Genomic DNA, 21,208 nt, shown 5'->3' with positions numbered 1-21,208 from the left:
GCCTTGTGCGGCCCGGGCACCGCGGCCAGCCTGACCGCGTGCGCGTCCTGGTCGTCGCCTCGCCCCTGACCGGCCACGTCCTGCCGCTGGTCCCGCTCGCGCTGGCGATGCGCGACGCCGGCGCCGAGGTCGTCCTGGCCACCGCGGGCGACGGCCTGGCCGTCTGCCCGCCGGAGCTGTCGCCGGCCGACGTCGCGCCGGGCCTGCGGCTCGGGCCGCTGTTCGGCTCGCTCATGCTGCGCCACCCGCTGCTCGCCCGGCGGGAGCTGGCCGGCCGGGGCGGCACCGACGCCGTCGGGCTGCTGTTCGGCCGGCTCGGCGCCCGCACGGCCCGCGGCGTCGTCTCGCTGGCCGCCCGCCTGCGGCCGCACCTGGTCGTGCACGAGCCGCTCGCCCCCGCCGGCGCCGAGGCCGCCGCCCGCCTCGGCGTCCCCGCGGTGCTGGTCGAGGGCAACCTCTTCGACGCCGGCGTCCTGCGCGAGGCGGCCCTCGGCGTGCACGCCCGCGCCCGCCGGCTGGGCGAGGTGCCGCCGCCGGTGGAGGTCGTCACCACCGCGCCACCGAGCCTGGTGGGCGAGCGCGCGGGCCGGCCGATGCGCTTCGTCCCGTGGGCACCCGAGCGGCCCTCCGACGGGCGGTTCGCCGAGCCCGGGCCGCGGCCGCGGGTGCTGGTCAGCCGGAGCACCGTGGCGACGCCGGGCCGCGACCGGCTGATGGCCGACGTCGCCGCCGCGGCCGCCGGCACCGGCCTCGACGTCGTCCTCGTCCGCCCCGACCGGGAGGCGACCCGGCGCCCGCTGCCGCCCGAGGTCACCACGACGGGCTGGCTGCCGTTCCCGCGGGTCCTCCCCGCCGCGGCGGGCGTCGTCCACCACGGCGGTGCCGGGACCCTGCTCACCGCGCTGGCCGCCGGGGTGCCGCAGCTGGTGGTCCGCGGCGCCGGCGACCGCCGCACGAACGCCGACCTGCTCGCCGCCCGTGGCGCCGGCCTGGCCGCCGACCCCGGCGAGGTGACCGGCACGCACCTGCGCCGGCTGGCCGGCGACCCGGCCCTGGCCGCCGCGGCGCGCGAGGTGGCCGCCGAGATGGCCGCCATGCCCGCGCCGGCCGAGGTGGCGCCCGCGCTGCTGGAGCGGGCCCTCAGACGTCGGTGACGCGCAGCCCCGCCGCCGCGCCGTACCGCTCGTCGACCGAGCCCAGCACCACGGCCATCGCCTCCAGGTGGCGGGCATTGCGCAGCGGCCCGGCGTACACCCCGCGCATCCCCGGCAGGCGCCCCGCGAGCGCCTGGGCGGTGGCGGTCGCCGCGGCGTCGTCCCCGGCCACGAGCACGTCGGCGTCGACGGTGGGCCGGGCGAGGTCGGCGAGCGCCGCGACCGGCACGGTGTGGAACGCCCCGACGACGGCGGAGTCGGGCAGCAGCGCAGCGGCCTGCTGGGCGGCGCTGCCCTCCTCGACGTCGACGAGGTAGGTGCCGAGGTCGTCGGTGCCCACCGGGACCACCGCGTCGACGACGACCTTGCCCGCCAGCGCCTCGGCCAGGCCGCGGAGGGTGCCGGCGTGGTCGGCGAAGGGCACCGCCACGACGACCAGGTCGGCCGCGCCGGCGACGTCGGCGTCGGCCCCGCCCTGCACCGGTCCCTCCCCGCCGCCGGCCGCGGACGCGAGGCCCGCCACCTCGGCGGCGACGGCGCGGGCGCGCTCGGCGTCGGCGTCACCGAGCAGCACCCGCTGCCCGGCGGCGGCCAGCCGCAGCGCCAGCCCGCGCCCCAGCGGGCCGGTGCCCCCGAGCACCCCGACGAGCAGGTCGTCGACCATCCGGTCGGCAGCCGCGGAGGTCACTCAGTCGCCCTCCCGCCACTCGCGGTCCTCGGCGTCGAGGCGCTCGTTGCGGTCGGCCACCGACTGCAGCGCGCGCTCGGCCTCCTCGCGCGTCGCGTACGGGCCGAGGCGGTGCCGCTCGGCGCAACCGTCACGGGTCTCCACGGCGTGGTGCTTCAGGCAGTAGAACCACGGTCCCTGCGCCATCGCGGCGCACCTCCTCGTGTCGGGGTGTCGCGAGGAGCCGTGCCCAGCCGGTCCCCGCGCTCAACCCTCCACCATCACCTGGTCGTGCCGCGCGTAGAACGCCGTCATCTCCTCCGGCGAGGGCCGCCGGCCGCTGCGGCGCATCTCGGCCATCTCGGCGAAGAACTCCTCCCGGGCGATGCCCGGGGTGAACAGGATGAGGAAGGACGCCGGCTCGTCGGAGTCGTTGCGGAAGCCGTGCACGCCGCGCTCGTGGGCGAGCGCGAAGTCGCCCGGACCGCAGGTGCGCCACTCCCCGTCGGCGTGCAGGGTCAGCCGGCCGGAGAGCACGTAGAAGGACTCCGAGAAGGTCTGGTGGTAGTGCGGCGCGGCGCCGGGCGAGTGCGGGCCGAGCCGGTACTCGACCAGCCCGAACCGGCCGGCGGTGACCTTCCCGGGGGCCACCATCCGCAGGGCGGCGGTGCCGGCCTCGGCCAGCGGGTGGTCGGCGAGCAGCCGGAGGTCGACGAGTGCGGGGTCGGGGTGCGACATGCCGGGGAGCCTGGCACCGCCGGGCGTGTCGCGGACCGCGCGTGCGACCTCCCCCTGAGGCCCTGACGTGCGGCATCCTCACGCCGTGACCTCCGACCGACGCTCCGTCACCGGTGACGCGCAGCCGGCCGCCGGTGGGTCCGCCGGCTCCGACCACCGGGTCACCGCCCTCGCGCTCGCGGTGCTGCTGGTGGTCGGCGGCGGCATGGGCCTGCTGAACCTCGCGCTGGACGGCGTCGTCCGCGAGGGCACCGTGCGCTGGACCTACGGCCTCACCATGGCCACCCTCCTGGTCGCGGCCCTCGTGCTCGCGGTGCGCCGCCGGGTGGACCGCTGGTCGACCTTCGGCCTGGTGCTGCTCGGCGAGGTCATCTACGCCGTGGTCGCGCTGTGCATCGAGGACCCGGTGCGGCACGCGACGCCGATGATGCTGCTGTTCGTCGCGCTCACCGCCGCCTGGTTCCTCGACGGCTGGATGTTCGCCGTCTCGCTGGCGGTCACGCCGGTGTCGGTCCTGGTCGCCATGGCCGGCAGCTATCCCGACCGGGTCGACCTCGCCGTCCAGGTCGTGGTGCACGCCGGGATGCTCGACGTCGTCGCCACCGGTGTGTTCCTGCTGCGCCGCCGCGTGCAGCGGCTGCTCGTGGCCACCGAGGAGCTCTCCCAGCGCGACCCGCTCACGGGGCTGGCCAACCGCCGCCACCTGGTCGAGCAGGCGCCGCGGCTGTGGCGCCACGCCCGCCGGGAGGGCCTGCGGGTGGCCGCGCTGGTGATCGACCTCGACCACTTCAAGCAGGTCAACGACGTCCACGGCCACGCCGCCGGCGACGCGGTGCTGCGCGCGGTGGCCGACGCCCTCGGCCACAGCGTGCGCCCCAGCGACGTGCTCGCCCGGCTCGGCGGCGAGGAGATGGTCGTCCTCGGGCTGGTCGGCGACCCCGGGGAGGCGGGCCGGCTCGCCGAGCGGCTCAGGCACGCGGTGTCCGCCGCCCGCACCGACGCCGGGCACGCCGTCACCGCCTCGATCGGCGTCGCCCTCACCCGGCCCGCCGACGGCGACGACGCCGCCGCGGAGCTGTGGTGGCTGGTGGACCGGGCGGACGCCGCCATGTACGCCGCCAAGCAGGGCGGCCGCGACCGGGTGGGGTGGCCGGCGCCGCCGCGCCCCCGCCCCGCGCCGCGCGACGAGCGGGTCGACCCGCCGACGGTCCCCGGCCCGGCGCTGCCCTCCGACGCCGGCTGACCTCTCGTCCCACCCGGTGGGGACGGCGTTTCTCTGCTTCCCTGTCCTACATGACGCTGGTCGTCCCGGACCCGACACGGACGGTCCCGCTGCCCCTGCGGCAGCAGGCCGACGTCCGCGACCGGTGGCTGACCCAGCGCCTGCTCGACCTCCTGCCCGGCCTCATGGACCGCGCCGGCATCGACCTGTGGATCGTCACCGGCCGGGAGAACAACGAGGACCCGGTGCTCGCCACCCTGCTGCCGGCCAGCTGGCTCTCGGCGCGCCGGCGCACCGTCCTCGTCCTGCACCGCAGCGACGACGGCGTCACGCCCGTCGCGGTCTCCCGCTACCCGGTGGGCCAGTTCCTGGCCGGCTGGGCGCCCGGCGACGGCGGGCAGTGGTCCGCGGTCCGGCGGATCGTCGAGCAGGCCGCGCCGCGCCGGATCGGCGTCGACGTCTCCGCCCGCTGCGCGGCGGCCGACGGGCTGTCGGTGGCCGAGCACCGCGCGCTCACCGAGGCCCTCGGCCCGTGGGCGGACCGGGTGGTGTCGGCGGAGGACCTCGTCGTCGGCTGGCTGGAGACGCGGCTGCCGGAGGAGGTCGCCGCCCTCGACGCGCTCAACCGGCTCACCGACCGGGTGCTCGCGCACGCCCTCTCCCCCGACGTCGTCGTCCCGGGCACGACGACGGCCGCGGACCTGGCGTGGGCGGTGCACCAGCGGCTGGCCGACCTCGGCGTGCCGCCGTGGTTCCACCCCGGCGTGACCGTGCAGCGGGCCGGTGTCCCGCTGGCCGACGAGGGCGGGACCGCGCTGCCGGCGCTGCCCCAGGACACGGTGCTGCGGCCCGGCGACCTGGTCACCTGCGACGCCGGCCTGGCGAGCCTGGGCCTGGCCACCGACCTGCAGCGCAGCGCCTACCTGCTGCGGGAGGGCGAGACGGCGCCGCCGCCGGGGCTGCGGGCGGCCTGGACCGCCGGCACCCGGGTGCGCGCGCTCACCGCCGAGGCCCTGGCGGCCGGGCGCACCGGCGACGAGGTGCTCGCCGCCGCCCGCGCCGCCGCGGCCGCCGAGGGCCTCGACGCGGAGGTCTACTCCCACCCCGTCGGCGTGCACGGGCACGGCGCGGGCCCGGCGATCGGCCGCTGGGACCGGCAGGACGGCGTCCCCGGCGACGGCGAGCGGGTGCTGCGCCCGGCCACCGTCTTCGCCCTCGAGCTGGCCGTGCGCGTGCCGGTGCGCGAGTGGGGCGGCCAGTGCGTGCGCCTGGCGCTGGAGGAGGGCGTGGAGCTCACGCCCACCGGCACCGCGTTCCTCGGCTCCCCGCAGCGGGAGCTCTGGACGCTCCCCGCCGGCTAGCTAGCCCTCGCGCGCCTTCCGGGTCTCGCGGTCGCTCGCCTTCTGGATGGCGTCGACGAGCTCGTCCTTGGTCATGGACGACCGGCCGTGCACGTCGAGCCGCTTCGCCACGTCCATGAGGTGCTCCTTGGTGGCGTTGGCGTCGACACCGCCCTTGGTCTCCCGGTCGGTGTCGGCGCCGCCCTCGGCCTGCGCGTCGGACGGGCCGTTGTGGTCCTTCGGCTCCCAGTGGTCGCCGACCTTCTCGTGGGTGTGCTTGACCGCCGCCCACGCCACCCGGTTGGCGCGCTGCTCGTCGCCGTCGTAGCTCTCCGCGGCGGAGTCGTGCGCCTTGGCGAAGGTGCGCTGCGCCTTCTCGTCGGAGCGCTGCAGTGTGCTGGGGATCTCGTCCTGCTTCGGCTTCCCGCTCTTCGTCGTCTTCGGCATGGGACGGACCTACCCAGCCGCGACGCCGCGGAACGGCGGGCTGCCCGGCCGGGGTACGGCCGGGCAGCCCGTCGGTCAGCCCCGGCGGTCGGGCTTGTGGAACCGCCAGCCCTCGGCCCGCAGCTCCGGGATCGCACGCGCCACCGCCTCGACGGTGCCGCTGCGGTCCATCACCGGCCCGTCGTGCAGCAGGACGACGGCGCCCGGGTTGGCCCGGATCCGCGACTCCAGCCGCTCGGTGAGCACGTCGGCGTCCTGGGTCTCCCAGTCCTCGATCGTCACCGTCCAGCCCAGCGGCTGCATGCCCAGGTCCGCGGCCACCTGCGCGCTCTGCCCCCACGACCCGTACGGGGCGCGGAAGTACGGGATGGGCGCGCCGGGCGCCACCTCCCGGATGAGCGCCGAGGTGGCCTCGAGGTCGGCCCGGACGGCCTCCGGCGTCCAGGTGGCGAGGTCCTCGTGGTGCATCGTGTGGTTGCAGAGGGTGTGCCCCGCAGCCACGATCTGCCGCACCAGGTCGGGGTTCTGCCGCACCACGTCACCCCAGAGGCAGAACACCGCCTTCACGTCGTTCTCGGCCAGCACCTCGAGCAGCCGCGGGGTGTCGTGCGGGTTCGGTCCGTCGTCGAAGGTCAGGGCGGCGACCTGCCCGCCCAGCCGCGTGGTGGTGACGACGTCGGCGGTGGCCGGGCCGCCCTGGCCGGGGCCCGCCCCGGTGCCGCCGGCCAGCGCCGGGGCGGCGCCGGACAGCAGCGCCCCGACGGCGAGCGGAACGGCGAGAAGGCGCAGGCGGGTCCGCCTCGAGGTCATCGGGCTCCCCCGCTCAGTCCTGCGCCGCGGCGAGGGTCTCGTGCAGCGCCCAGTACGCGGGCTTGCGCTCGTAGTCCTCGAACATGACGTTCGCGGCACCGGTGCCCTCGAAGAAGTAGGGCACCCACGAGTACTTGTCGGTGAAGCCCCAGATGGTGAAGGAGTTGCACTCCTCCACGCCGAGGCAGGCCTCCAGCGCCTGCTGGTACCAGTCGGCCTGCTGCTCCAGCTGGGCCTCGGTCGGCCCGCCCTCGGCGACCGGCATGCGGACGTCGAGCTCGGTGACCGCCGTCTCCAGGCCCAGGTCGTCGAAGCGCTGCAGGTTCTCCTGCAGGGAGGTCGGGAACGAGTACTCGAAGCTCAGGTGCGCCTGGACGGCGAAGCCGTGCAGCGGCACGCCCTGGGCGAGCAGGTCCTGCGCGAGGGCGTAGTAGGCGTCGCTCTTGGGCCCGATGTGCTCGACGGCGTAGTCGTTGAGGAACAGCGTCGCCTGCGGGTCGGCCTCGTGCGCCCAGCGGAACGCGTCGGCGATGATGCCCGGCCCGAGCTCCTGGATCCAGAAGTTCTCCGGGCGCAGCCGCGGCGTCGCCTCGTCGGTGAAGATCTCGTTGGCGACGTCCCACTGGTCGATGCGGCCCGCGTAGCGGCCGACGACGGTCCGGATGTGGTCCTCGAGGATCTGCCGGAGCTCGGTGTCGTCGATCTCGCCGCTGGCCACGCCCTCGGTGAGCCACGCCGGGTTCTGGCTGTGCCACAGGAGGGTGTGCCCGCGGACGGCCTGGCCGTTGCGCTCGGCGTTCTCGACGATCGCGTCGGCCGGGCCCCAGTTGTACTGGCCGCGCTCGGGCTCGAGGAACTCCCACTTCATCTGGTTCTCGGGCGAGACGGAGCTGAACTCGGCGTTGAGGATCCGCCGGTACTGCCGGTCGTACGTGAACGGGTCGGGGTAGCCGGCCGTCACGTGGTGCCCGCCGCCGGCGGCCGCGGTGCCGATGACCAGGTCGTCGGGCGCGACGGTGCGCAGGCCGTTCTTCTTGGCCTGGCCGTACGACTGGTCCTCGTTGGCGTGCGGTGGCGGGCCCTGCGGGCCGGGGGCGGCCGACGCGGGGAGCACCGCGGCGGCCAGCAGGAGGGGCGCGAGCCCGAGCCCGACGGCGCCGCGGGCGAGGGTGCGGTTGCGAGAGGAACGCATGCGGGGAGGACCTTCCGGGAGGAGCGACTCTGCTTTTCGGAATGTTCCGGAACGTGAGCCACGTTACGAACCCGACCCGGACGGGTCAAGGCCGACCCCGGGTCCGGCCGGTGCCGGAGGCGGCAGCCCTAGGCTGACCAGCACCGAGGCAGGAGGCACGCGTGTCCGAGAGTCAGGGCCGAGCCGTCACCATCGCGGCGATCGCGGCGGAGGCGGGCGTCTCCCTGCCCACGGTGTCCCGGGTGCTCAACGGGCGCTCCGACGTCGCCCCGCACACCCGCGAGCGGGTCGAGGCGCTGCTGCGCGAGCACGGCTACCAGCGCCGCGGCGGCCGTCCGCGGGAGCGCGCCCGCCTGGTCGACCTGGTGTTCAACGACCTCGACAGCCCCTGGGCGCTGGAGATCATCCGCGGCGTCGAGGACGCCGCGCACGCCGAGGGCGTCGGCACCGTCGTCTCGGCCATCCACCGCCGCGTCAGCGCCACCCGCGCGTGGCTGGAGAACCTCGCCGCCCGCGCCAGTGACGGCGTCATCCTGGTGACCAGCGAGCTCGACCCGGTGCTCGCGTCGGAGCTGCGCGGCCTGCAGGTGCCGGCCGTGGTGATCGACCCGGCGGGCGTGCCCTCCCTCGACGTCCCCACCGTCGGCGCGACCGACTGGGCCGGCGGCCTGAGCGCCACCGACCACCTGACCGGCCTCGGGCACCGGCGCATCGGCTTCGTCGGGGGGCCGGCCCCGCTGTGGTCCAGCCGCGCCCGGATGGACGGGTACCGCGCCGGCCTGGGCGCGGTCGACGTCGCCGTCGACCCCGACCTCGTCGTCGAGGGCGACTTCGGCTACCGCTCCGGGTCGGAGAGCGGCGAGCGCCTGCTGGCGCTGCCCGACCGGCCGACGGCGGTGTTCGCCGCCAACGACCAGATGGCGCTCGGCGTCTACGAGGCCGCGCGCCGCCGGGGCCTGCGGGTGCCCGAGGACCTCAGCGTCGTCGGCTTCGACGACCTGCCACAGGCGCAGTGGTCCTCGCCGCCGCTGACCACGGTGCACCAGCCACTCGCGCAGATGGGCACGCTGGCGGCGCGCACCGTCCTGCGGATGGTGCGCGGCGAGCCGGTGGAGACCCCGCGCATCGAGCTGGCCACCCGCCTGGTGGTCCGGGACAGCACCGCTCCCCCGGCCGGCTGACCCCGCCGGAGCGGGGTCAGCCCACCTGCCAGCGGGCCCAGTACGCCCGCTGCGCCTCGGTCATGGGCGCCGAGCGGTCGGCCGCGTAGTCGAAGGTGACCAGCACCATCTCCGCGCGCAGCGCCACCTCGCCGTCCTGGGTGAGGTCCTGGCGCATGCCGATCGAGCTGCGGCCCAGCCGGGTCACCGTGCTGGTGACCGTCAGGTGCTCGGCCACCCGGTAGTGGACCTGCCGCAGGTAGTCGATCTCCAGCCGGGCGAGGATGATCCCCGCGCCCGGCGACGGGTCGGCCATCGCCAGGCGGGCGTCCTCGAGCAGCCCGAGCACCCGGGCGTGGTTGACGTGGCCGAACACGTCGGTGTCCGACCAGCGCAGCTGGACCGGGTGCTCGTGCGGCTCGCCGCCCCCTCCGCTCAGGGCAGGTCCGCCGTCTCCGCCGACTGCCGGTGCGCGCCCTGGGCGTCGTCGGGGTCGGGGTGCACGGTGCGCTCCTCGGACTCGGCGAGGATCACCTCGGCGGCGACCTCCTCCATGCCCGTGCCGCGCACCGCCGCCTCCTCCGGCAGCAGGTCCGCGCGCGTCTCGATGTTGTGCTCGGTGACGTTGGCGAGGGCCTCGGGGCTGGGCTCCTTGTTGGTGGTCACCGGGTCAGAACCGCTGCTGCTCGGTGCCGATGCCCAGCGCCCGGGCGACGTCCTGCACGTTCTCGAACGTCTGGCCCTCCGGCAGGCGGCGCAGGTCGCCGAGCACGCGGTCGGGAGCGTTGGACTCCTGCGCCTTGGCCACGAGCGCGTCGCGGTCGGCGGGCCACACCTCCTTGCCGAGCGCCTCGGCGATGGCCGCGCGGTGGTCGACGTCGGCCGGGCTGGTGCCGGCGGGCGTGCCCTCCTGGTGGGGGTCGGTCATGGCTGCTGCCTCCGTCACTGGGGGGTGGGGGTCGAGTCGTCGGTGTAGCGCAGGATCGCCGCCACCGGGATGTCGCCGGGCATGGCCGCGCGCGGGACCACGACGACGCCGGCGGTGCTGGCGACGGCGGCCGCGAGCAGCGCGTTCGTGGCCGGCACCGAGCGCGCCTCCTGCACGCCGAGGGCGTCCATGTCGGCCTGCGCGACGCCGAGCTCCAGCGGCGAGCCGCCCACGAGGAGCTCCTCGTCGTCGGCCGGCTCGGCGAGCACGAGCGTCTCCACCTGGGCCTTGCGGAGCGCCTCCACGACGTTCGCCGTGCCGGTCACCGCGAGGCCGTGGGCACCGGCCGAGCTGATCTTCTCGACGGCGTCGGCCTCGTCCCGGGCCTCGTGCTCGGCGACCAGCTCGGCGGCCTTGCGCTCCACGGGCTCGCGGTCGGCGCCGGCGGCCCGCCCGCCCTCGTCGATGGACACGATGAGGTCCGACCACAGGTCGCTGGCGCGGTCGGTGAGGATCTGGCGGGCCCGCATGTCACCGGCGAGCAGCACGAAGCGCGGGTGCAACCGGCGGACCACCGAGGACACGTGCTGGGCGACGTCCTCGGCGTTGTGCACCCACTTGTTCTCGGCGTTGTGCTGGTACCGGTGGTGGGCCCAGCCGCCGCCCTGGAACTTGCGGATCTGGAAGGTGTCGCCCTTCACCGTCTCCTCCTCCTCGGCGTGCCCGGGGAGGCTCGCGACGGTGAGGTCCGCGCCGGTGCGGTCGGTGAGCACGACGACGTGCGGGATCCGGCCGGGCAGCGCGCGCAGCACCGGCAGCAGGTCCGGCGTCGGCGACCACTGCGCCAGCTCCTGCCGCGGCACGTCGGCGAGCTGGGAGTCGAAGACGACGGTGCCGTCGGCGGCCACCACGACCGCGCGGCCGCGGACGGTGCCGGCCTCGCCGCCGTCGTTGCCCTCGAGCAGCCGGCCGCGCACCGCCTCGACGACGGCCTCCGGCGCACCCTGCTCGGTCAGCTTCTCGGCGACCGCGCGGACCTTGAGCTCCAGCTCGGTGTCGGCGGTCTCGGTGGTGTGCGTGACGTCGGCGGTCACCGTGGCGTAGGGGCCGGCGGCGTCGAAGACGGGTGCCAGGAACGACACGTCCATGGGTGGGACCACTTCCTCGGTGCGGATCGGTGGGACGGCGTCCTCGGCGGGACGCGCACTGTCCGCCGCCTACCCACCGGCCCCACCCCCACACACCGTGTCGGAACGGGAGGGGACGGGTAGGCGCTGCCCCATGACCGAGCACGACCAGCTGCCGCTGCCCGACTACGACCACCTGCCGGTGGGGGGACTGATCTCCCGGATCCGCACGCTGGACGCGACCGGCCTGCAGACACTGCTGGACTACGAGCGTTCCCACGCCCGGCGCCTGCAGGTCGTCACCGCCATGGAGAACCGGCTGGCGTCCCTGCACGAGGGCGCGCAGCCCTCCGGCGGTGACCCGGCGGCCGCGGCCGCCGACGACCCGGCGCACGCGAGCGGGGGCTCCAAGGTGTCCGAGGCGACCACCGGCCCGAAGATCAACCCGCCGTCGCAGGGCGACCCGACCAACCCCGGCCAGCCGCGCTGACGGGCTGACCGGTCCCGCACCCGAGCGGTCCCGCTCGTGCAGGAGACCGCGCACCCCCCGGGGTGCGCGGCCGCCTGCGTCCGGGCCCCGGAGCGCCGGGGCCGGGCAGCTACATGACCTCGCCGAGACCGGCGATCATCGGCCCGACGACGATGATCAGCAGCGCCGGCAGGATGCAGGCGATCAGCGGGAAGGTGACCTTCACCGGCACCTTCGCGGCCTGCTCCTCCGCGCGCTGGCGGCGCTTGAGCCGCATCTCGTCGGCCTGCACGCGCAGCACGTCGACGACGGCGATGCCGTAGGCGTCGGCCTGGTTGATGGCGCTGACGAAGCGGCGCAGGTCCTCGACCTGCGTGCGCTTGACGAGCGCCTCGTAGGCCTCGCGCCGCGGGCGGCCGACGGTGACGTCCTGCAGCGTGCGCACCAGCTCGCCGGCCAGCGGGCCGGTGCCGGTGGCCGCGGCGCGGGCCAGCGCGCCCTCGAAGCCCAGCCCCGCCTCGACGGCGATGGTCATCTGGTCGAGGACGTCGGGCAGCTCCAGGGCGATCGCCGCCTGGCGCTCCTGGCCGCGGCCGTGCAGCAGGATCTCCGGCACGTGGTAGGCCACGGCGACGCCGGCGACGCACAGCACACCGACCAGCAGCCCCGGGTTCTCGGTGAACGCGACCGCCGCGACGAGCACGGCGGCGGCGCCCAGCGCGAGCTTGGCCCACAGCAGGCGGGTCATCGTCCAGCCCTCGGGCCGGCCGGCGAGGTCGAGCAGCCGGCGGACCCGGCGCGCCGCCGGGTCGGGGGTGAGGGCCCGCAGCACCGCGCCCCAGCCGGTGCGCCGCGCCTCCAGCGAGCCGACCTCGTAGGTGGTGGAGAACAGCCCCCGGGTGAGGTTGCGCCGCGCGATCGACAGCACCCGCCCCGAGCGGGACAGCGCCACGTGCACCGACAGGCCCAGCGGCAGGACGATCGCCAGCACGCCGGCCAGCACGATCCCGGGCATCAGAACCTCACCTTGACGACGGCCCGCAGCCACAGCCCGCCGAGCAGCATCAGCACCGCGGCGACGACGAGCATCACCACGCCGGCCGAGGTGCCGGTGATCTGGTCGAAGTAGGTCGGCGAGATCAGGGACAGGAAGCAGAAGACGCCGACCGGCATGAGCATGAGCACCAGGCCGGACATGCGGCCCTCGGCCGACAGCGAGCGGGCGTGCCGGCGCAGGGCGTTGCGCTCGCGGATGGTGGTGCTGACCCGGTCGAGGACCTCGGCCAGGTTGCCGCCGACCTCGCGGTGGATCGCGATGGCCTGCACGACCCACGCGAAGTCGCGGCTGGCGGTGCGCTCGGCCACCTCCTCCAGCGCCCGGTTGACGTCGCGGCCCACGCGGGTCTCGTTGACCACGCGGGAGAACTCGATCGACGTCGGCTCCGGGGCGTCGCGGGAGACGGCGTCGAGCGCGCGCAACACGCTGTGCCCGGCCCGCAGGCTGCTGGCCATGAGGTGCAGGGCGTCGTCGAGCTGGTCGGCGAAGGCGGCCTGCCGCCGGTCGCGCCGGCCGTTGACCCAGACGACGGCGGCGACGGGCGGGAGCACCGCGAGCAGCACGCCGAGGACCACCCCGCCCAGCACGCCCCCGGCGAGCGCCGCGCCGGCGGTGGCCCCGGTGACGACCAGCGCCACCTCGGCCGGCGGCCGGGAGATCCCGGCGCGCTCCAGCGCGAGCTCGAGCTGCTCGGCGCGGCCGAGCCGCCGCAGCACCCGGTCGGCCAGCGCCGCGGTGTCGTCGGCGGCGCCGCCCAGCCGGGTGGTCTGCTGCGGCCGCGCGCCGGGGGCGAGCCGCTCCAGGCCCACCCGCGGCGGGCGCGGCACGGCGAGCACCAGCACGCCGGTCGCCAGCCCGAGGGCCACCGCGCCGACGGCGACCCACAGCATCGGCGTCATCAGCCGCGGCCCCCGAAGGCGGGCCGCTGCGGTGAGACGCCGAAGACCCGGGAGGACAGGCTGATGCCGAGCTCGGCGAACTTCTCGGTGAACCGCGGGCGCACGCCGGTCGGCACCGCGCGGCCGAGGAACCGGCCGTTGAGGTCGGTGCCGGCGGAGTAGTCGAAGAGGAAGGCGTCCTGCAGGGTGACGGTGTCGCCCTCCAGGCCCTGCACCTCGGTGACGTGGGTGACCCGGCGGGTGCCGTCGCGCAGCCGGCTGATCTGCACGATGACGTCGACGGCGGAGGCCACCTGCTCGCGCACGGCCCGCAGCGGCAGGTCCATGCCGGCCATGAGCACGAGGGTCTCCAGCCGCGCGATGGCGTCGCGTGGGGTGTTGGCGTGCACCGTCGACAGCGAGCCGTCGTGGCCGGTGTTCATCGCCTGCAGCATGTCGAGGCTCTCGCCGCCGCGGACCTCGCCGACGACGATGCGGTCCGGGCGCATGCGCAGCGAGTTGCGCACCAGGTCGCGGATGGTGATCTCGCCCTTGCCCTCGATGTTGGCGGGGCGGGACTCCAGCCGGACGACGTGCTCCTGCTGCAGCTGCAGCTCGACGGCGTCCTCGATGGTGATGATCCGCTCGTTCTCCGGGATGAACGACGACAGGACGTTGAGCAGCGTCGTCTTGCCGGTGCCGGTGCCGCCGGAGACGACGATGTTCAGCCGGGCCTCGACGCAGGCGCGCAGCAGCTCGGCCATGTCCGGCGATAGGGTGCCGAAGGAGATGAGGTCGGCCACCTGGAACGGGTCGCGGCTGAACTTGCGGATGGTCAGCGTCGAGCCGCTGAAGGCCAGCGGCGGGATGACGGCGTTGACGCGGGAGCCGTCGGCGAGGCGGGCGTCGACCAGCGGGGAGGACTCGTCGATGCGGCGGCCGACCCGGGACACGATCCGCTCGATGACCTGGCGCAGGTGCTGCTCGTCGGCGAAGGACGCCGTCGTCCGGCTGATCCGGCCGTTGCGCTCGACGTAGACCGAGTCCGGGCCGTTGACCATGACCTCGCTGACGGCGGGGTCGTCCAGGTAGGGCTGCAGCGGGCCGTGCCCGAGCACCTCGTCGGTGAGCTCGGAGATGAGCCGGCGGCGGTCCTCGGCCGACAGCGGAGTCTGCTCGTTGGCGACCACCCGCTGCAGCTCGGCGCGGACCATCGCGAACAGCTGGTCCTCGGGCAGGTTGCCGTCGCTGAGCTTGGCGCCCAGCCGCTCGAACAGCGACCGGCGGGCGCGGTCCTTCAGCCGGCCGAGGGCGTCGCCGCCGGCCACCGCGGCGTCGGCGGCCGGCCGCGGGCCCGGCAGCGCTCCGGGCTCGGGCACGGGGTGCGCCGCCGCGGCCCGGGTGGCGAGCGAGCCGTGCTCGATCACCTCGGGCGTGCTGCGGGCCACCCGCACGGGGTCGGCGCCGAGGGCCGCCTCCCCGCGCGCGAGGGCCACCCGGTCGTTGAGGTTCACCGCGAGCCCGCCCGCAGGCGGCCGAAGAGGCCGGCCTTCCGCGGGCCGGCGTCGGGCAGCATCCGGCCGAGCAGGGTCTGCAGTCCGCGGGCGACGGCGTCGCGGCTGCCGGACTCCAGCAGCGGCGCGCCGGTGTTGGTCGACAGCGGGACGGCGGTGGTGCGCGGCAGGACGACGTCGAGCGGCGCGCCCACGGTCGTCTCGACGTCGGCCATCGACAGCGCGCCCGCGGAGTCGGCCATGTTGATCACCAGGTGCCGGCCGGCCGGGACGAGGCCGAGCTCCTGCAGGACGTCGAGCTCCTTGCGCAGCCCGCGCACGCCCGGCACGTCCATGCTGCTCATGAGCACCAGGTCGGTGGCCTTCTCCAGCGCCATGAGCGTGTGGTCGGACAGGCCCGGCGCGGTGTCGACGACGACGTAGCGGAACTCGTGGCTCAGCGTCTCGATGAGCCGGCCGACCTGCTCGGCGGTCACGGCGTCGCCGGCGGCCGGCGACTCGCTGCCGGCGACCACGTAGAGGCCGCTGGGGTGCCGGGTGAGGAAGGTCTTGAGGACCAGCGGGTCGTTGCTGGCCGCGCCGTGCACGGTGTCGGGCAGCGAGTACTCCGGCGCGAGGGCCAGGGCGCTGGCGACGTCGCCGAACTGCACGTCGAGGTCGACGATGACGGTCGGGCCGACGCCGGCCTTGGCCAGTCCGACGGCGAGGTTGGTCGACACGGTGGTCTTGCCGACGCCGCCCTTGGGCGAGGCGACGACGATGACGCGGTGGTCGGGACGCGAGGCGGTGCCGGCCTGGGTGGCCTCCCACCGGGCGCGCGCGAGGTCCCCGGCGCGGCCGAGGACAGCCGCGACGTCGCCCGGGCCGGCGTCGGCGGCCAGCACGTCGCGGACGCCGGCGCGCATGGCCGCCATCCACAGGTCGGGGTCGGCCGGGGCCACGACGACGACGCTGGTGGTCGGGGCGGCGACGTCGACGTGGCCGGCGAGCAGGAACGCCCGCTCGAGCGGCACGGCGGGACCGAGCACGACCACCTGCGGGCTGCCGGCCTCGGCGATCCGGGCGAGCAGGCCGCCCTCGGCGTCGAGCGACTCGACGCCGAGGTTCAGCAGCGCGCCGTTGCTGGCGTGGGCGAAGCGCTGGACGAGGTCGGCGCCGACGCCGACGGTGAGGACCTGGGTCACTTGTCGCCTCCGGAGGTGGTGGTAGCGGTGTTGACGGCCGTGTCGGCGGGAGGCGCGGCGCCCTCGAACGTCAGCCACGTCGTCCCGAGCTCACCGCCCGCGACGACGAGAGGGGCGAGCGTCGGGGGGACGGCGAGCGTGACGGTCACGGTGTCCGTGGGGGACCCGGGGATCGCCGTGCCGCCGTCGGGGTCGGCGGGCATCGTGCTGGACACGTGGGTCACCACGAATGTCACGAGATCAGGGTTCGTATCTATGTCGAGTCGCGCGATGACCGGCTGGCTCTGCGTGGTACCCGGGATCGTCTGGGGCGTGGAGACGTAGATGCCGACGCGGTCACCGGCCTGCAGCCGGCCACCAGCAGCACGCTGCGGCTCGAGGGTCAGGCTGATCTCGACAGTGCCATCGGGTGCGCGCACGGTGCCCTCCGGCTGCAGCGCGGCCGGGTCGGCGAAGCGCTGCTCGAGCAACTGCTCGCCGGGGAGCAGTTGGGCGGTGGTGACCTTGCCGGAGGCGGCGCTGATGTCGGTCATGGCGCCCTCCGCCCGGAGGCGGGTGGGCACCTCCTCGGTGCGGACCGCGTTGCCGACGGTGATGGCATCCGCGCCCGCCGGCACGGCCTCGTCGACGACGAGCACGGAGACGAGCTCCTCGCCGGCGCGGGCGCGCTCGTCGGCGTCCTGCACCCAGCGGACGAGCACGATCACGCCGAAGAGCGCGATCGCGAGGGCCGTGAAGCCGGCCAGCAGTCGACGTCGCATGGGTCCTATCCCTGGGGCTCGAGGAAGACGGAGTACGCGCCGCGGTACTGCGCGTCGAAGGTGGTGAGGTCCGGCGCCGTCCGGGAGACGGTGGCCGGGGTGCCGGAGGCGGCCGGCAGGGCGGCGCGCGAGAAGCGGCCGACCAGCGCCGGGTCGTCGAGCCGGTTGATGTAGTCGTAACCCTCGAGGTAGAAGGCGGCGTAGGCGTAGACGTGCAGCCGTGCGCTCCCTTCCACGCCCTCCACCCGGTCCCAGATCGGGACGATCACCGTCGTCCCGATCAGGCTGCCGAGGTACGCCTCGGTGCAGCTGACCGGCAAGCGGTAGGAGGTCGTGTACATGCCGGTGTACTGGTTGACCCAGCCGCCGATGCTCGACGTCGTGCCGCAGGCGGCGTTGCTGCCGTCGCCGTTGGTCACCGCGTAGCCGACACGGACCGGCGTGACCCCGTCCGGGCCGATGCAGGTCTCGGGGGACCCGAGGTCGGTCGTCGCGTTGACGCGGATGGTGGCGTTGCCGTTGGGGTCGCGCTGCATCTGGCCGACGTACTCGCACCAGCTGATGACCAGCGGGAACCGGGCGGTCCCGGCGGAGGTCGGGGCCCAGGTGGCGCGGCTGGTGGCGGTGACCCGGCTGGCGTCGCGGCCGAGCAGCGGGGCGAACCAGTGGGCGGCGTCGGCCGACGTCGTGACGTCGACCCGGCGGGTGCCCACGGTGACGGCCGGCGTCCGGAGGGTGGCGTCGAAGGAGTCGGCGACGGAGGCGTTGGCGGTCTGCAGCGTCGTCGCCGTGGTCGTGGTGTCCCCGCAGGCGCCGCGGGCGCAGTCCGAGGCGATGGCGATGGCCGCCGCGTCGGCGGCGTTGAGCAGCTGTGCGCGGTCGGAGTAGTAGGAGGCGACGTCGACGGCGATGGCGCCGCAGGCGAGCAGCGGGACGAGCAGCATCGCCGTCATGACGGCCGTGGCCCCGCGCTCCTCGGCGAGGCGGCGCGGGGCGAGGCGGCGGAACGGCGAGGTGATCAGCCGCCGCATCGCATCCTCGCCGTGCCGGAGAGGTCGACGCCGGTGCGGCCGAGGAAGCCGGAGACGAAGGTCTGACGGTAGGTGACCCGGGCGGTGACCGTGTCGGTCGGCGTCGCGCCGGAGCAGGAGGTGCCGCGGGAGAAGGTGAAGGTCACCGAGCCGGCCGGGACGCCGAGCGAGCTGGCGGCGTTCACCGCGGCCGTGCGGGCGGTGCCGGCGCTGTTGGTGAGGGCCATCACGCGGACGCCCTCGCGGGCGGCGGCGGACAGGGTGCTCTGCGCCTGGAACATCTTGCTGCACTCGACGATGCCGATGAGCAGCAGGATCAGGACCGGGGCGACGAGGGCGAACTCGACCACGGCGGCGCCCCGCTCCCCCAGCAGACGGGTGCGCAGGGTGCGGGGACGGCGGCTCGACCGGGAGCGCATGGCCGGTGCACGTCCTCTCGGGGTGGTCAGGGCAGGGATGCCGGGCGGGCCGGCGGGATGGGGCGAGAGGGGTGGAGGCGGCGCGGTGCCGGGAGGGCACCGCACCGCCTCGCACGACCCTTCGGGAGCGGCTGGGCCGCGACGGGTCAGGGGATGATGCGCTCGAAGAGGCCCGTGAGGTCGTCGGTGAAGGCGGCGACGGCGGTGGCGACCACCGCGGCGATGGCGGCGACGAGCAGCGCGTACTCGACCATCGTGGCGCCCTTCTCGTTCTCCTTGACCGCCGCGAGGCGGTCCGAGACGACGAAGGACAGGGTCTGCAGGGCGGCGAAGATGCTGGTCACGGGGTGCTCTCCTAGAGGGTCGGCCGTCGGCGGTCCGGGTCGGTGTGAACCGGTGTCGCGGCGTCGCAGTGGTGTTCGGCCGGTCGACCGGGCGGGTGAAGCAGGTGGCGCGGCGTCTCCCCCCGGGGGGTGAGGCCGGGCGCTCCACAGGCCCGCTCAGGTCCGGCGGTTCAGGTGCGTCTCCGCAGGTCAGTGGAGCGTTCGCCCGTTCCGGGGGCGGGCCCGCGCCGCGGGGGCCACCCCGGGTCTCCTCCGGTCACGGAACGTGCGCGGGAGCACCGGGACGGGTGGCGCGCAGTACCCGTCCAGGGGCACGGGCGCCGCTCGGCGGTCACAGCAGGCCCTGCCAGGTGCCGGCGAGCACCGCGGCGGCCAGGGCGCCGGCCGCGAGGGCCGGCCCGAAGGGCAGCTCGGTGCGCCGCCCGGCGCGGCCGGCCGCCATAAGCGCCAGCCCGAGGACGGCCTGGAAGAGGAAGCCGAGGAGGAAGCCGACCAGGACGACGGCCCAGCCGAGCCAGCCGAGCAGCAGCCCGAGCAGGCCGGCGAGCTTGACGTCGCCCATCCCCATGCCCGACGGCGAGATCAGGACCAGCGCGAGGAGGACGCCGTAACCGGCTGCACCGGCGAGGACCGCGCGCAGCAGGTCGTCCCAGCGGTCGCCCGCGGCGGCGGCGACGGTGAGCAGGACCAGGGCGCCGGCGACGGCGGGCAGCAGCACCCGGTTCGGCAGCAGCTGCTCGCGCAGGTCGATCACGCTGAGCAGGACGCCCGCGGCGACGAACCACAGCCAGGCCGGGAGCTCCGCCGTCGGGCCGAAGCGGAGGGCGGCGAGGAGGAACAGGGCCGCCGTCGCCGCCTCGAGCAGCCCGCGCGGGGCGGCGCCACCGCGGCCGCCGAGCACGGCGCCGACGGTCGCCGGGCGCGGCCACGGGAAGCGCGCGGCGGCCCGGTCCACGAGGTGGCCGACGCCCGCCCCGGCCAGCGCCGCCAGGACCGGCACCAGCACCGGCGCGGGGCCGGTCACCGGGCGGTCCGGGGGCGGGAGGCGGGCACGGCGTGGACGCTGACACAGCGCGGACACCGGTCCCGGGCGGTACCGCGGGCGCTTTCCCCGCGTCGTCCCGCTCGTCACGGACGGCGCAGTCGCCCCACTGTCCCCTCCCGCCCACGGCGAGATGCCACGGGATCGGTGCTGGTCGGACGGCAGGTCCTGCCGAGAGACGTGCGACGATGCGCACGCCGGCCGGCGCGGCCGGCGGGGGGAGGTCGCGTGGACGAGCAGGCGCCCGAGCGGCCCACCCGGCGCGCGCGGCGCCTGGCGGCCCGGGCCGAGGCACGGGTCGACGCGCGCGGTCCGCGCACCGGCGAGATCGCCGTCACCGACGCCGCCCGCGCCGCCCGCGAGGCGGCCGGCCTCCCGGCGGAGCCGTCCGACACCGCCCGCTGGCGGTGGCTGCAGCGCGAGGAGGAGCGGGCCCGCGCGACGCCTCCTCCCCCACCCTCGGGCGGGCGGCACCGCGCCCCGGAGTGAGCGCCGATCCGTCATGCTCCGACCGTGCGCACGCTGCCGGTGCTCGCCGTCCTGTGGCTCCTGCCGCTGACGGCCGCCTGCGACCTGGGCGGCTGCGACCAGTTCGCCGTGTCCCTCGCGTCGGACCGGGGCGGCGCCGCCTCCCCGGTGGCCGCGGCGGAGGCGTACGCCGGCCCCGGGGACGTGCCTTCTACGGGCTGGCGGGTGGTGGACGAGGACGCGACCGGCGTCGAGCTGAGCGCCGGCGACGTCACCCTGCACGCCGTCCAGGGGCCGGACTCGACCTGGCAGGTCGACTCAGGACGCCGCTGCTGAGGCCGCGGGGTGTGAGCCGGAGGTAGCGCTGGCGCTGCTCGCCGGCTGAGCTGTCGGTGCCCCGCGGCAGGGTGTGCGCGTGCCCTTCGAGACGACGCTCGTCCGCTCGCCCGGCTCCGGCGGCTGGGTCTTCGCGCCGGTGCCCGCCGAGCACGCGCCCGACTCAGCCGGCCCCTTCGGCCGCGTGCCGGTGACGGCCACCGTCGACGGGAGCACGTGGGCCACGAGCGTCTGGCGCGACCGCCGCGCCGGGTGGCTGCTGGCCGTCCCCGCGCGGGTCCGCCGCGGCAAGGACGACGGCGACGTCGTGACCGTCGAGGTGACCGTGGACCCGACGCGGATGTGAGCCGATCCGGCCACTGACCTGCCGTTTCTGTCGTACCCCCGCCGTAGGTTGGGGTCATGTCAGCAGGCGGGTCGCGCTTCGAGCGTGGCCTTGCCGCGTTGCTCGCCGAGCGACCCGTTCCCTTCCGCCGGCTGCCGGTGGCGTTGCTCTCGCGGGAGCACAAGGCACGTGAGCTGCAGCGCCTGGCCGCGCTGAAGGCCCAGACCGCCGCCTACGAGGCGGAACTCGTCCTCGGCCTGGCCGACGACTCCCCCGACGACGACGACCCGCCGCCGGGCACGCCGGGTGCGCGGTCGGGGTCGTGGGCGCCGGATCCCGAGTTGCCGGGGGTGTCGGAGTTCTTCACCGCCGAGCTGGCGGTCGTGCTCAACGTCGGCCGCCCCACCGCCTCCACGCTGGCCAAGCGGGCGTGGACCTACCGGGAGTCGCTGCCGGCCACCTGGGCCGCGCTGGCCGCCGGGGAGCTGGACGAGCGCCGGGCGATGGTGCTGGTGGACGTGCTGCAGTGGACCGCCCCGGCGCTGGCCCGACAGGTCGAGTCCCGCCTGCTGCCCCGGGCTGCGGAGTGGACGCT

At 75.9% G+C, this 21,208-nt stretch carries 27 protein-coding genes and 1 pseudogene; 9 read left to right on the top strand and 19 right to left on the bottom strand.

Going from position 1 to position 21,208, the window contains the following annotated elements:
* Window positions 1-38 precede the first annotated feature (38 nt).
* Window positions 39-1,154, top strand: coding sequence for a glycosyltransferase (locus tag BUE37_RS20400; protein ID WP_073422456.1), 1,116 nt, complete (start codon window positions 39-41; stop codon window positions 1,152-1,154).
* Here BUE37_RS20400 and npdG read toward each other — a convergent pair.
* Genes npdG through BUE37_RS20385 form a run of 3 tightly spaced genes read right to left on the bottom strand, consistent with a single transcriptional unit; the run spans window position 1,141 to window position 2,559 of the window.
* The gene (gene npdG / locus BUE37_RS20395; protein ID WP_245794811.1) at window positions 1,141-1,842 is read right to left on the bottom strand and encodes an NADPH-dependent F420 reductase; all 702 of its coding nucleotides are present in this window, start codon (window positions 1,840-1,842) and stop codon (window positions 1,141-1,143) included. The two genes, BUE37_RS20400 and npdG, sit on opposite strands and share 14 nt — an antisense overlap.
* The gene (locus tag BUE37_RS20390; RefSeq protein WP_073422294.1) at window positions 1,843-2,028 is read right to left on the bottom strand and encodes a hypothetical protein; all 186 of its coding nucleotides are present in this window, start codon (window positions 2,026-2,028) and stop codon (window positions 1,843-1,845) included. It lies immediately after the preceding gene.
* Window positions 2,029-2,088: 60 nt separating this feature from the next.
* The gene (locus tag BUE37_RS20385; protein WP_073422293.1) at window positions 2,089-2,559 is read right to left on the bottom strand and encodes a cupin domain-containing protein; all 471 of its coding nucleotides are present in this window, start codon (window positions 2,557-2,559) and stop codon (window positions 2,089-2,091) included.
* 85 nt (window positions 2,560-2,644) lie between these two features.
* Between BUE37_RS20385 and BUE37_RS20380 the strand changes: the two genes are divergently transcribed.
* Together BUE37_RS20380 and BUE37_RS20375 are read left to right on the top strand one after the other, a co-directional pair.
* Window positions 2,645-3,802 (top strand): GGDEF domain-containing protein, encoded by a 1,158-nt coding sequence (locus tag BUE37_RS20380; protein ID WP_073422292.1) that lies wholly within the window; start codon window positions 2,645-2,647, stop codon window positions 3,800-3,802.
* Window positions 3,803-3,852: 50 nt separating this feature from the next.
* The gene (locus BUE37_RS20375; protein WP_073422291.1) at window positions 3,853-5,142 is read left to right on the top strand and encodes a M24 family metallopeptidase; all 1,290 of its coding nucleotides are present in this window, start codon (window positions 3,853-3,855) and stop codon (window positions 5,140-5,142) included.
* Here the strand turns inward: BUE37_RS20375 and BUE37_RS20370 are convergent, their stop codons facing one another.
* The 3 genes from BUE37_RS20370 to BUE37_RS20360 form a co-directional block, all read right to left on the bottom strand.
* The gene (locus BUE37_RS20370; protein ID WP_073422290.1) at window positions 5,143-5,568 is read right to left on the bottom strand and encodes a ChaB family protein; all 426 of its coding nucleotides are present in this window, start codon (window positions 5,566-5,568) and stop codon (window positions 5,143-5,145) included.
* 75 nt (window positions 5,569-5,643) lie between these two features.
* On the bottom strand, window positions 5,644-6,378 hold the full coding sequence (locus BUE37_RS20365; RefSeq protein ID WP_073422289.1) for a polysaccharide deacetylase family protein: 735 nt from the start codon (window positions 6,376-6,378) through the stop codon (window positions 5,644-5,646).
* Between the two features lie 13 nt (window positions 6,379-6,391).
* Entirely contained in the window at window positions 6,392-7,570 is a 1,179-nt protein-coding gene (locus BUE37_RS20360; RefSeq protein WP_073422288.1) for an endo-1,4-beta-xylanase, read from the bottom strand.
* A gap of 161 nt (window positions 7,571-7,731) precedes the next feature.
* Between BUE37_RS20360 and BUE37_RS20355 the strand changes: the two genes are divergently transcribed.
* On the top strand, window positions 7,732-8,751 hold the full coding sequence (locus BUE37_RS20355; protein ID WP_073422287.1) for a LacI family DNA-binding transcriptional regulator: 1,020 nt from the start codon (window positions 7,732-7,734) through the stop codon (window positions 8,749-8,751).
* 16 nt (window positions 8,752-8,767) lie between these two features.
* On the opposite strand, the gene BUE37_RS20350 is transcribed toward BUE37_RS20355, so the two are convergent.
* Genes BUE37_RS20350 through BUE37_RS20335 form a run of 4 tightly spaced genes read right to left on the bottom strand, consistent with a single transcriptional unit; the run spans window position 8,768 to window position 10,806 of the window.
* A complete protein-coding gene (locus BUE37_RS20350; RefSeq protein ID WP_073422286.1) occupies window positions 8,768-9,127 on the bottom strand; it encodes an acyl-CoA thioesterase in 360 nt (119 codons plus the stop codon).
* A 38-nt stretch (window positions 9,128-9,165) separates the two neighbouring features.
* Window positions 9,166-9,396: a hypothetical protein gene (locus tag BUE37_RS20345; RefSeq protein ID WP_073422285.1), complete on the bottom strand. Its 231-nt coding sequence runs from the start codon at window positions 9,394-9,396 to the stop codon at window positions 9,166-9,168.
* Between the two features lie 4 nt (window positions 9,397-9,400).
* A complete protein-coding gene (locus BUE37_RS20340; protein ID WP_073422284.1) occupies window positions 9,401-9,658 on the bottom strand; it encodes a DUF2795 domain-containing protein in 258 nt (85 codons plus the stop codon).
* Between the two features lie 14 nt (window positions 9,659-9,672).
* Window positions 9,673-10,806, bottom strand: coding sequence for a baeRF2 domain-containing protein (locus tag BUE37_RS20335; RefSeq protein ID WP_073422283.1), 1,134 nt, complete (start codon window positions 10,804-10,806; stop codon window positions 9,673-9,675).
* Between the two features lie 133 nt (window positions 10,807-10,939).
* Between BUE37_RS20335 and BUE37_RS20330 the strand changes: the two genes are divergently transcribed.
* Window positions 10,940-11,275 (top strand): DUF8129 domain-containing protein, encoded by a 336-nt coding sequence (locus BUE37_RS20330; RefSeq protein ID WP_073422282.1) that lies wholly within the window; start codon window positions 10,940-10,942, stop codon window positions 11,273-11,275.
* A gap of 109 nt (window positions 11,276-11,384) precedes the next feature.
* Here BUE37_RS20330 and BUE37_RS20325 read toward each other — a convergent pair whose 3' ends face one another.
* From BUE37_RS20325 to BUE37_RS24635, 9 genes are all read right to left on the bottom strand, one after another.
* Window positions 11,385-12,269 carry a type II secretion system F family protein gene (locus BUE37_RS20325; RefSeq protein WP_083628964.1) on the bottom strand — a complete coding sequence of 295 codons (885 nt, stop codon included), beginning with the start codon at window positions 12,267-12,269 and terminating at the stop codon, window positions 11,385-11,387.
* On the bottom strand, window positions 12,269-13,210 hold the full coding sequence (locus BUE37_RS20320) for a type II secretion system F family protein (protein ID WP_073422281.1): 942 nt from the start codon (window positions 13,208-13,210) through the stop codon (window positions 12,269-12,271). Before BUE37_RS20320 ends, BUE37_RS20325 begins: the two co-directional genes overlap by 1 nt.
* The gene (locus tag BUE37_RS20315; protein ID WP_073422280.1) at window positions 13,210-14,703 is read right to left on the bottom strand and encodes a TadA family conjugal transfer-associated ATPase; all 1,494 of its coding nucleotides are present in this window, start codon (window positions 14,701-14,703) and stop codon (window positions 13,210-13,212) included. Before BUE37_RS20315 ends, BUE37_RS20320 begins: the two co-directional genes overlap by 1 nt.
* A complete protein-coding gene (locus BUE37_RS20310; protein ID WP_073422279.1) occupies window positions 14,700-15,887 on the bottom strand; it encodes a CpaE/TadZ family protein in 1,188 nt (395 codons plus the stop codon). The genes BUE37_RS20315 and BUE37_RS20310 overlap by 4 nt, the downstream gene beginning before the upstream one ends.
* On the bottom strand, window positions 15,884-16,648 hold the full coding sequence (cpaB, locus tag BUE37_RS20305) for a Flp pilus assembly protein CpaB (protein WP_073422278.1): 765 nt from the start codon (window positions 16,646-16,648) through the stop codon (window positions 15,884-15,886). The genes BUE37_RS20310 and cpaB overlap by 4 nt, the downstream gene beginning before the upstream one ends.
* Window positions 16,649-16,653: 5 nt before the next feature.
* Complete coding sequence (locus BUE37_RS20300; protein ID WP_073422277.1) at window positions 16,654-17,679, bottom strand: pilus assembly protein TadG-related protein; 1,026 nt, start codon at window positions 17,677-17,679, stop codon at window positions 16,654-16,656.
* Complete coding sequence (locus BUE37_RS20295) at window positions 17,667-18,098, bottom strand: TadE/TadG family type IV pilus assembly protein (RefSeq protein ID WP_073422276.1); 432 nt, start codon at window positions 18,096-18,098, stop codon at window positions 17,667-17,669. The genes BUE37_RS20300 and BUE37_RS20295 overlap by 13 nt, the downstream gene beginning before the upstream one ends.
* A 146-nt stretch (window positions 18,099-18,244) precedes the next feature.
* Window positions 18,245-18,442 carry a Flp family type IVb pilin gene (locus tag BUE37_RS20290; RefSeq protein ID WP_073422275.1) on the bottom strand — a complete coding sequence of 66 codons (198 nt, stop codon included), beginning with the start codon at window positions 18,440-18,442 and terminating at the stop codon, window positions 18,245-18,247.
* Window positions 18,443-18,773: 331 nt separating this feature from the next.
* A complete protein-coding gene (locus tag BUE37_RS24635) occupies window positions 18,774-19,466 on the bottom strand; it encodes a prepilin peptidase (RefSeq protein WP_073422274.1) in 693 nt (230 codons plus the stop codon).
* Between the two features lie 246 nt (window positions 19,467-19,712).
* Here BUE37_RS24635 and BUE37_RS24630 point away from each other — a divergent pair, with 246 nt between their 5' ends.
* From BUE37_RS24630 to BUE37_RS20265, 4 genes and pseudogenes are all read left to right on the top strand, one after another.
* Window positions 19,713-19,973: a hypothetical protein gene (locus tag BUE37_RS24630; protein ID WP_073422273.1), complete on the top strand. Its 261-nt coding sequence runs from the start codon at window positions 19,713-19,715 to the stop codon at window positions 19,971-19,973.
* Between the two features lie 24 nt (window positions 19,974-19,997).
* Window positions 19,998-20,288 carry a hypothetical protein gene (locus BUE37_RS20275; protein WP_073422272.1) on the top strand — a complete coding sequence of 97 codons (291 nt, stop codon included), beginning with the start codon at window positions 19,998-20,000 and terminating at the stop codon, window positions 20,286-20,288.
* Window positions 20,289-20,367: 79 nt separating this feature from the next.
* Window positions 20,368-20,634 carry a DUF1905 domain-containing protein gene (locus BUE37_RS20270; RefSeq protein ID WP_073422271.1) on the top strand — a complete coding sequence of 89 codons (267 nt, stop codon included), beginning with the start codon at window positions 20,368-20,370 and terminating at the stop codon, window positions 20,632-20,634.
* 56 nt (window positions 20,635-20,690) lie between these two features.
* Window positions 20,691-21,208 (top strand): annotated as a pseudogene (locus BUE37_RS20265) (HNH endonuclease); the annotation flags it as partial.

Origin of the sequence: Geodermatophilus nigrescens (assembly GCF_900129495.1) — a bacterium.
In the GTDB taxonomy this organism is placed as follows: Bacteria; Actinomycetota; Actinomycetes; order Mycobacteriales; family Geodermatophilaceae; genus Geodermatophilus; species Geodermatophilus nigrescens.
The sequence above is the reverse complement of the archived record's forward strand: the minus strand, read 5'-3'. Positions and strand labels throughout refer to the sequence as shown.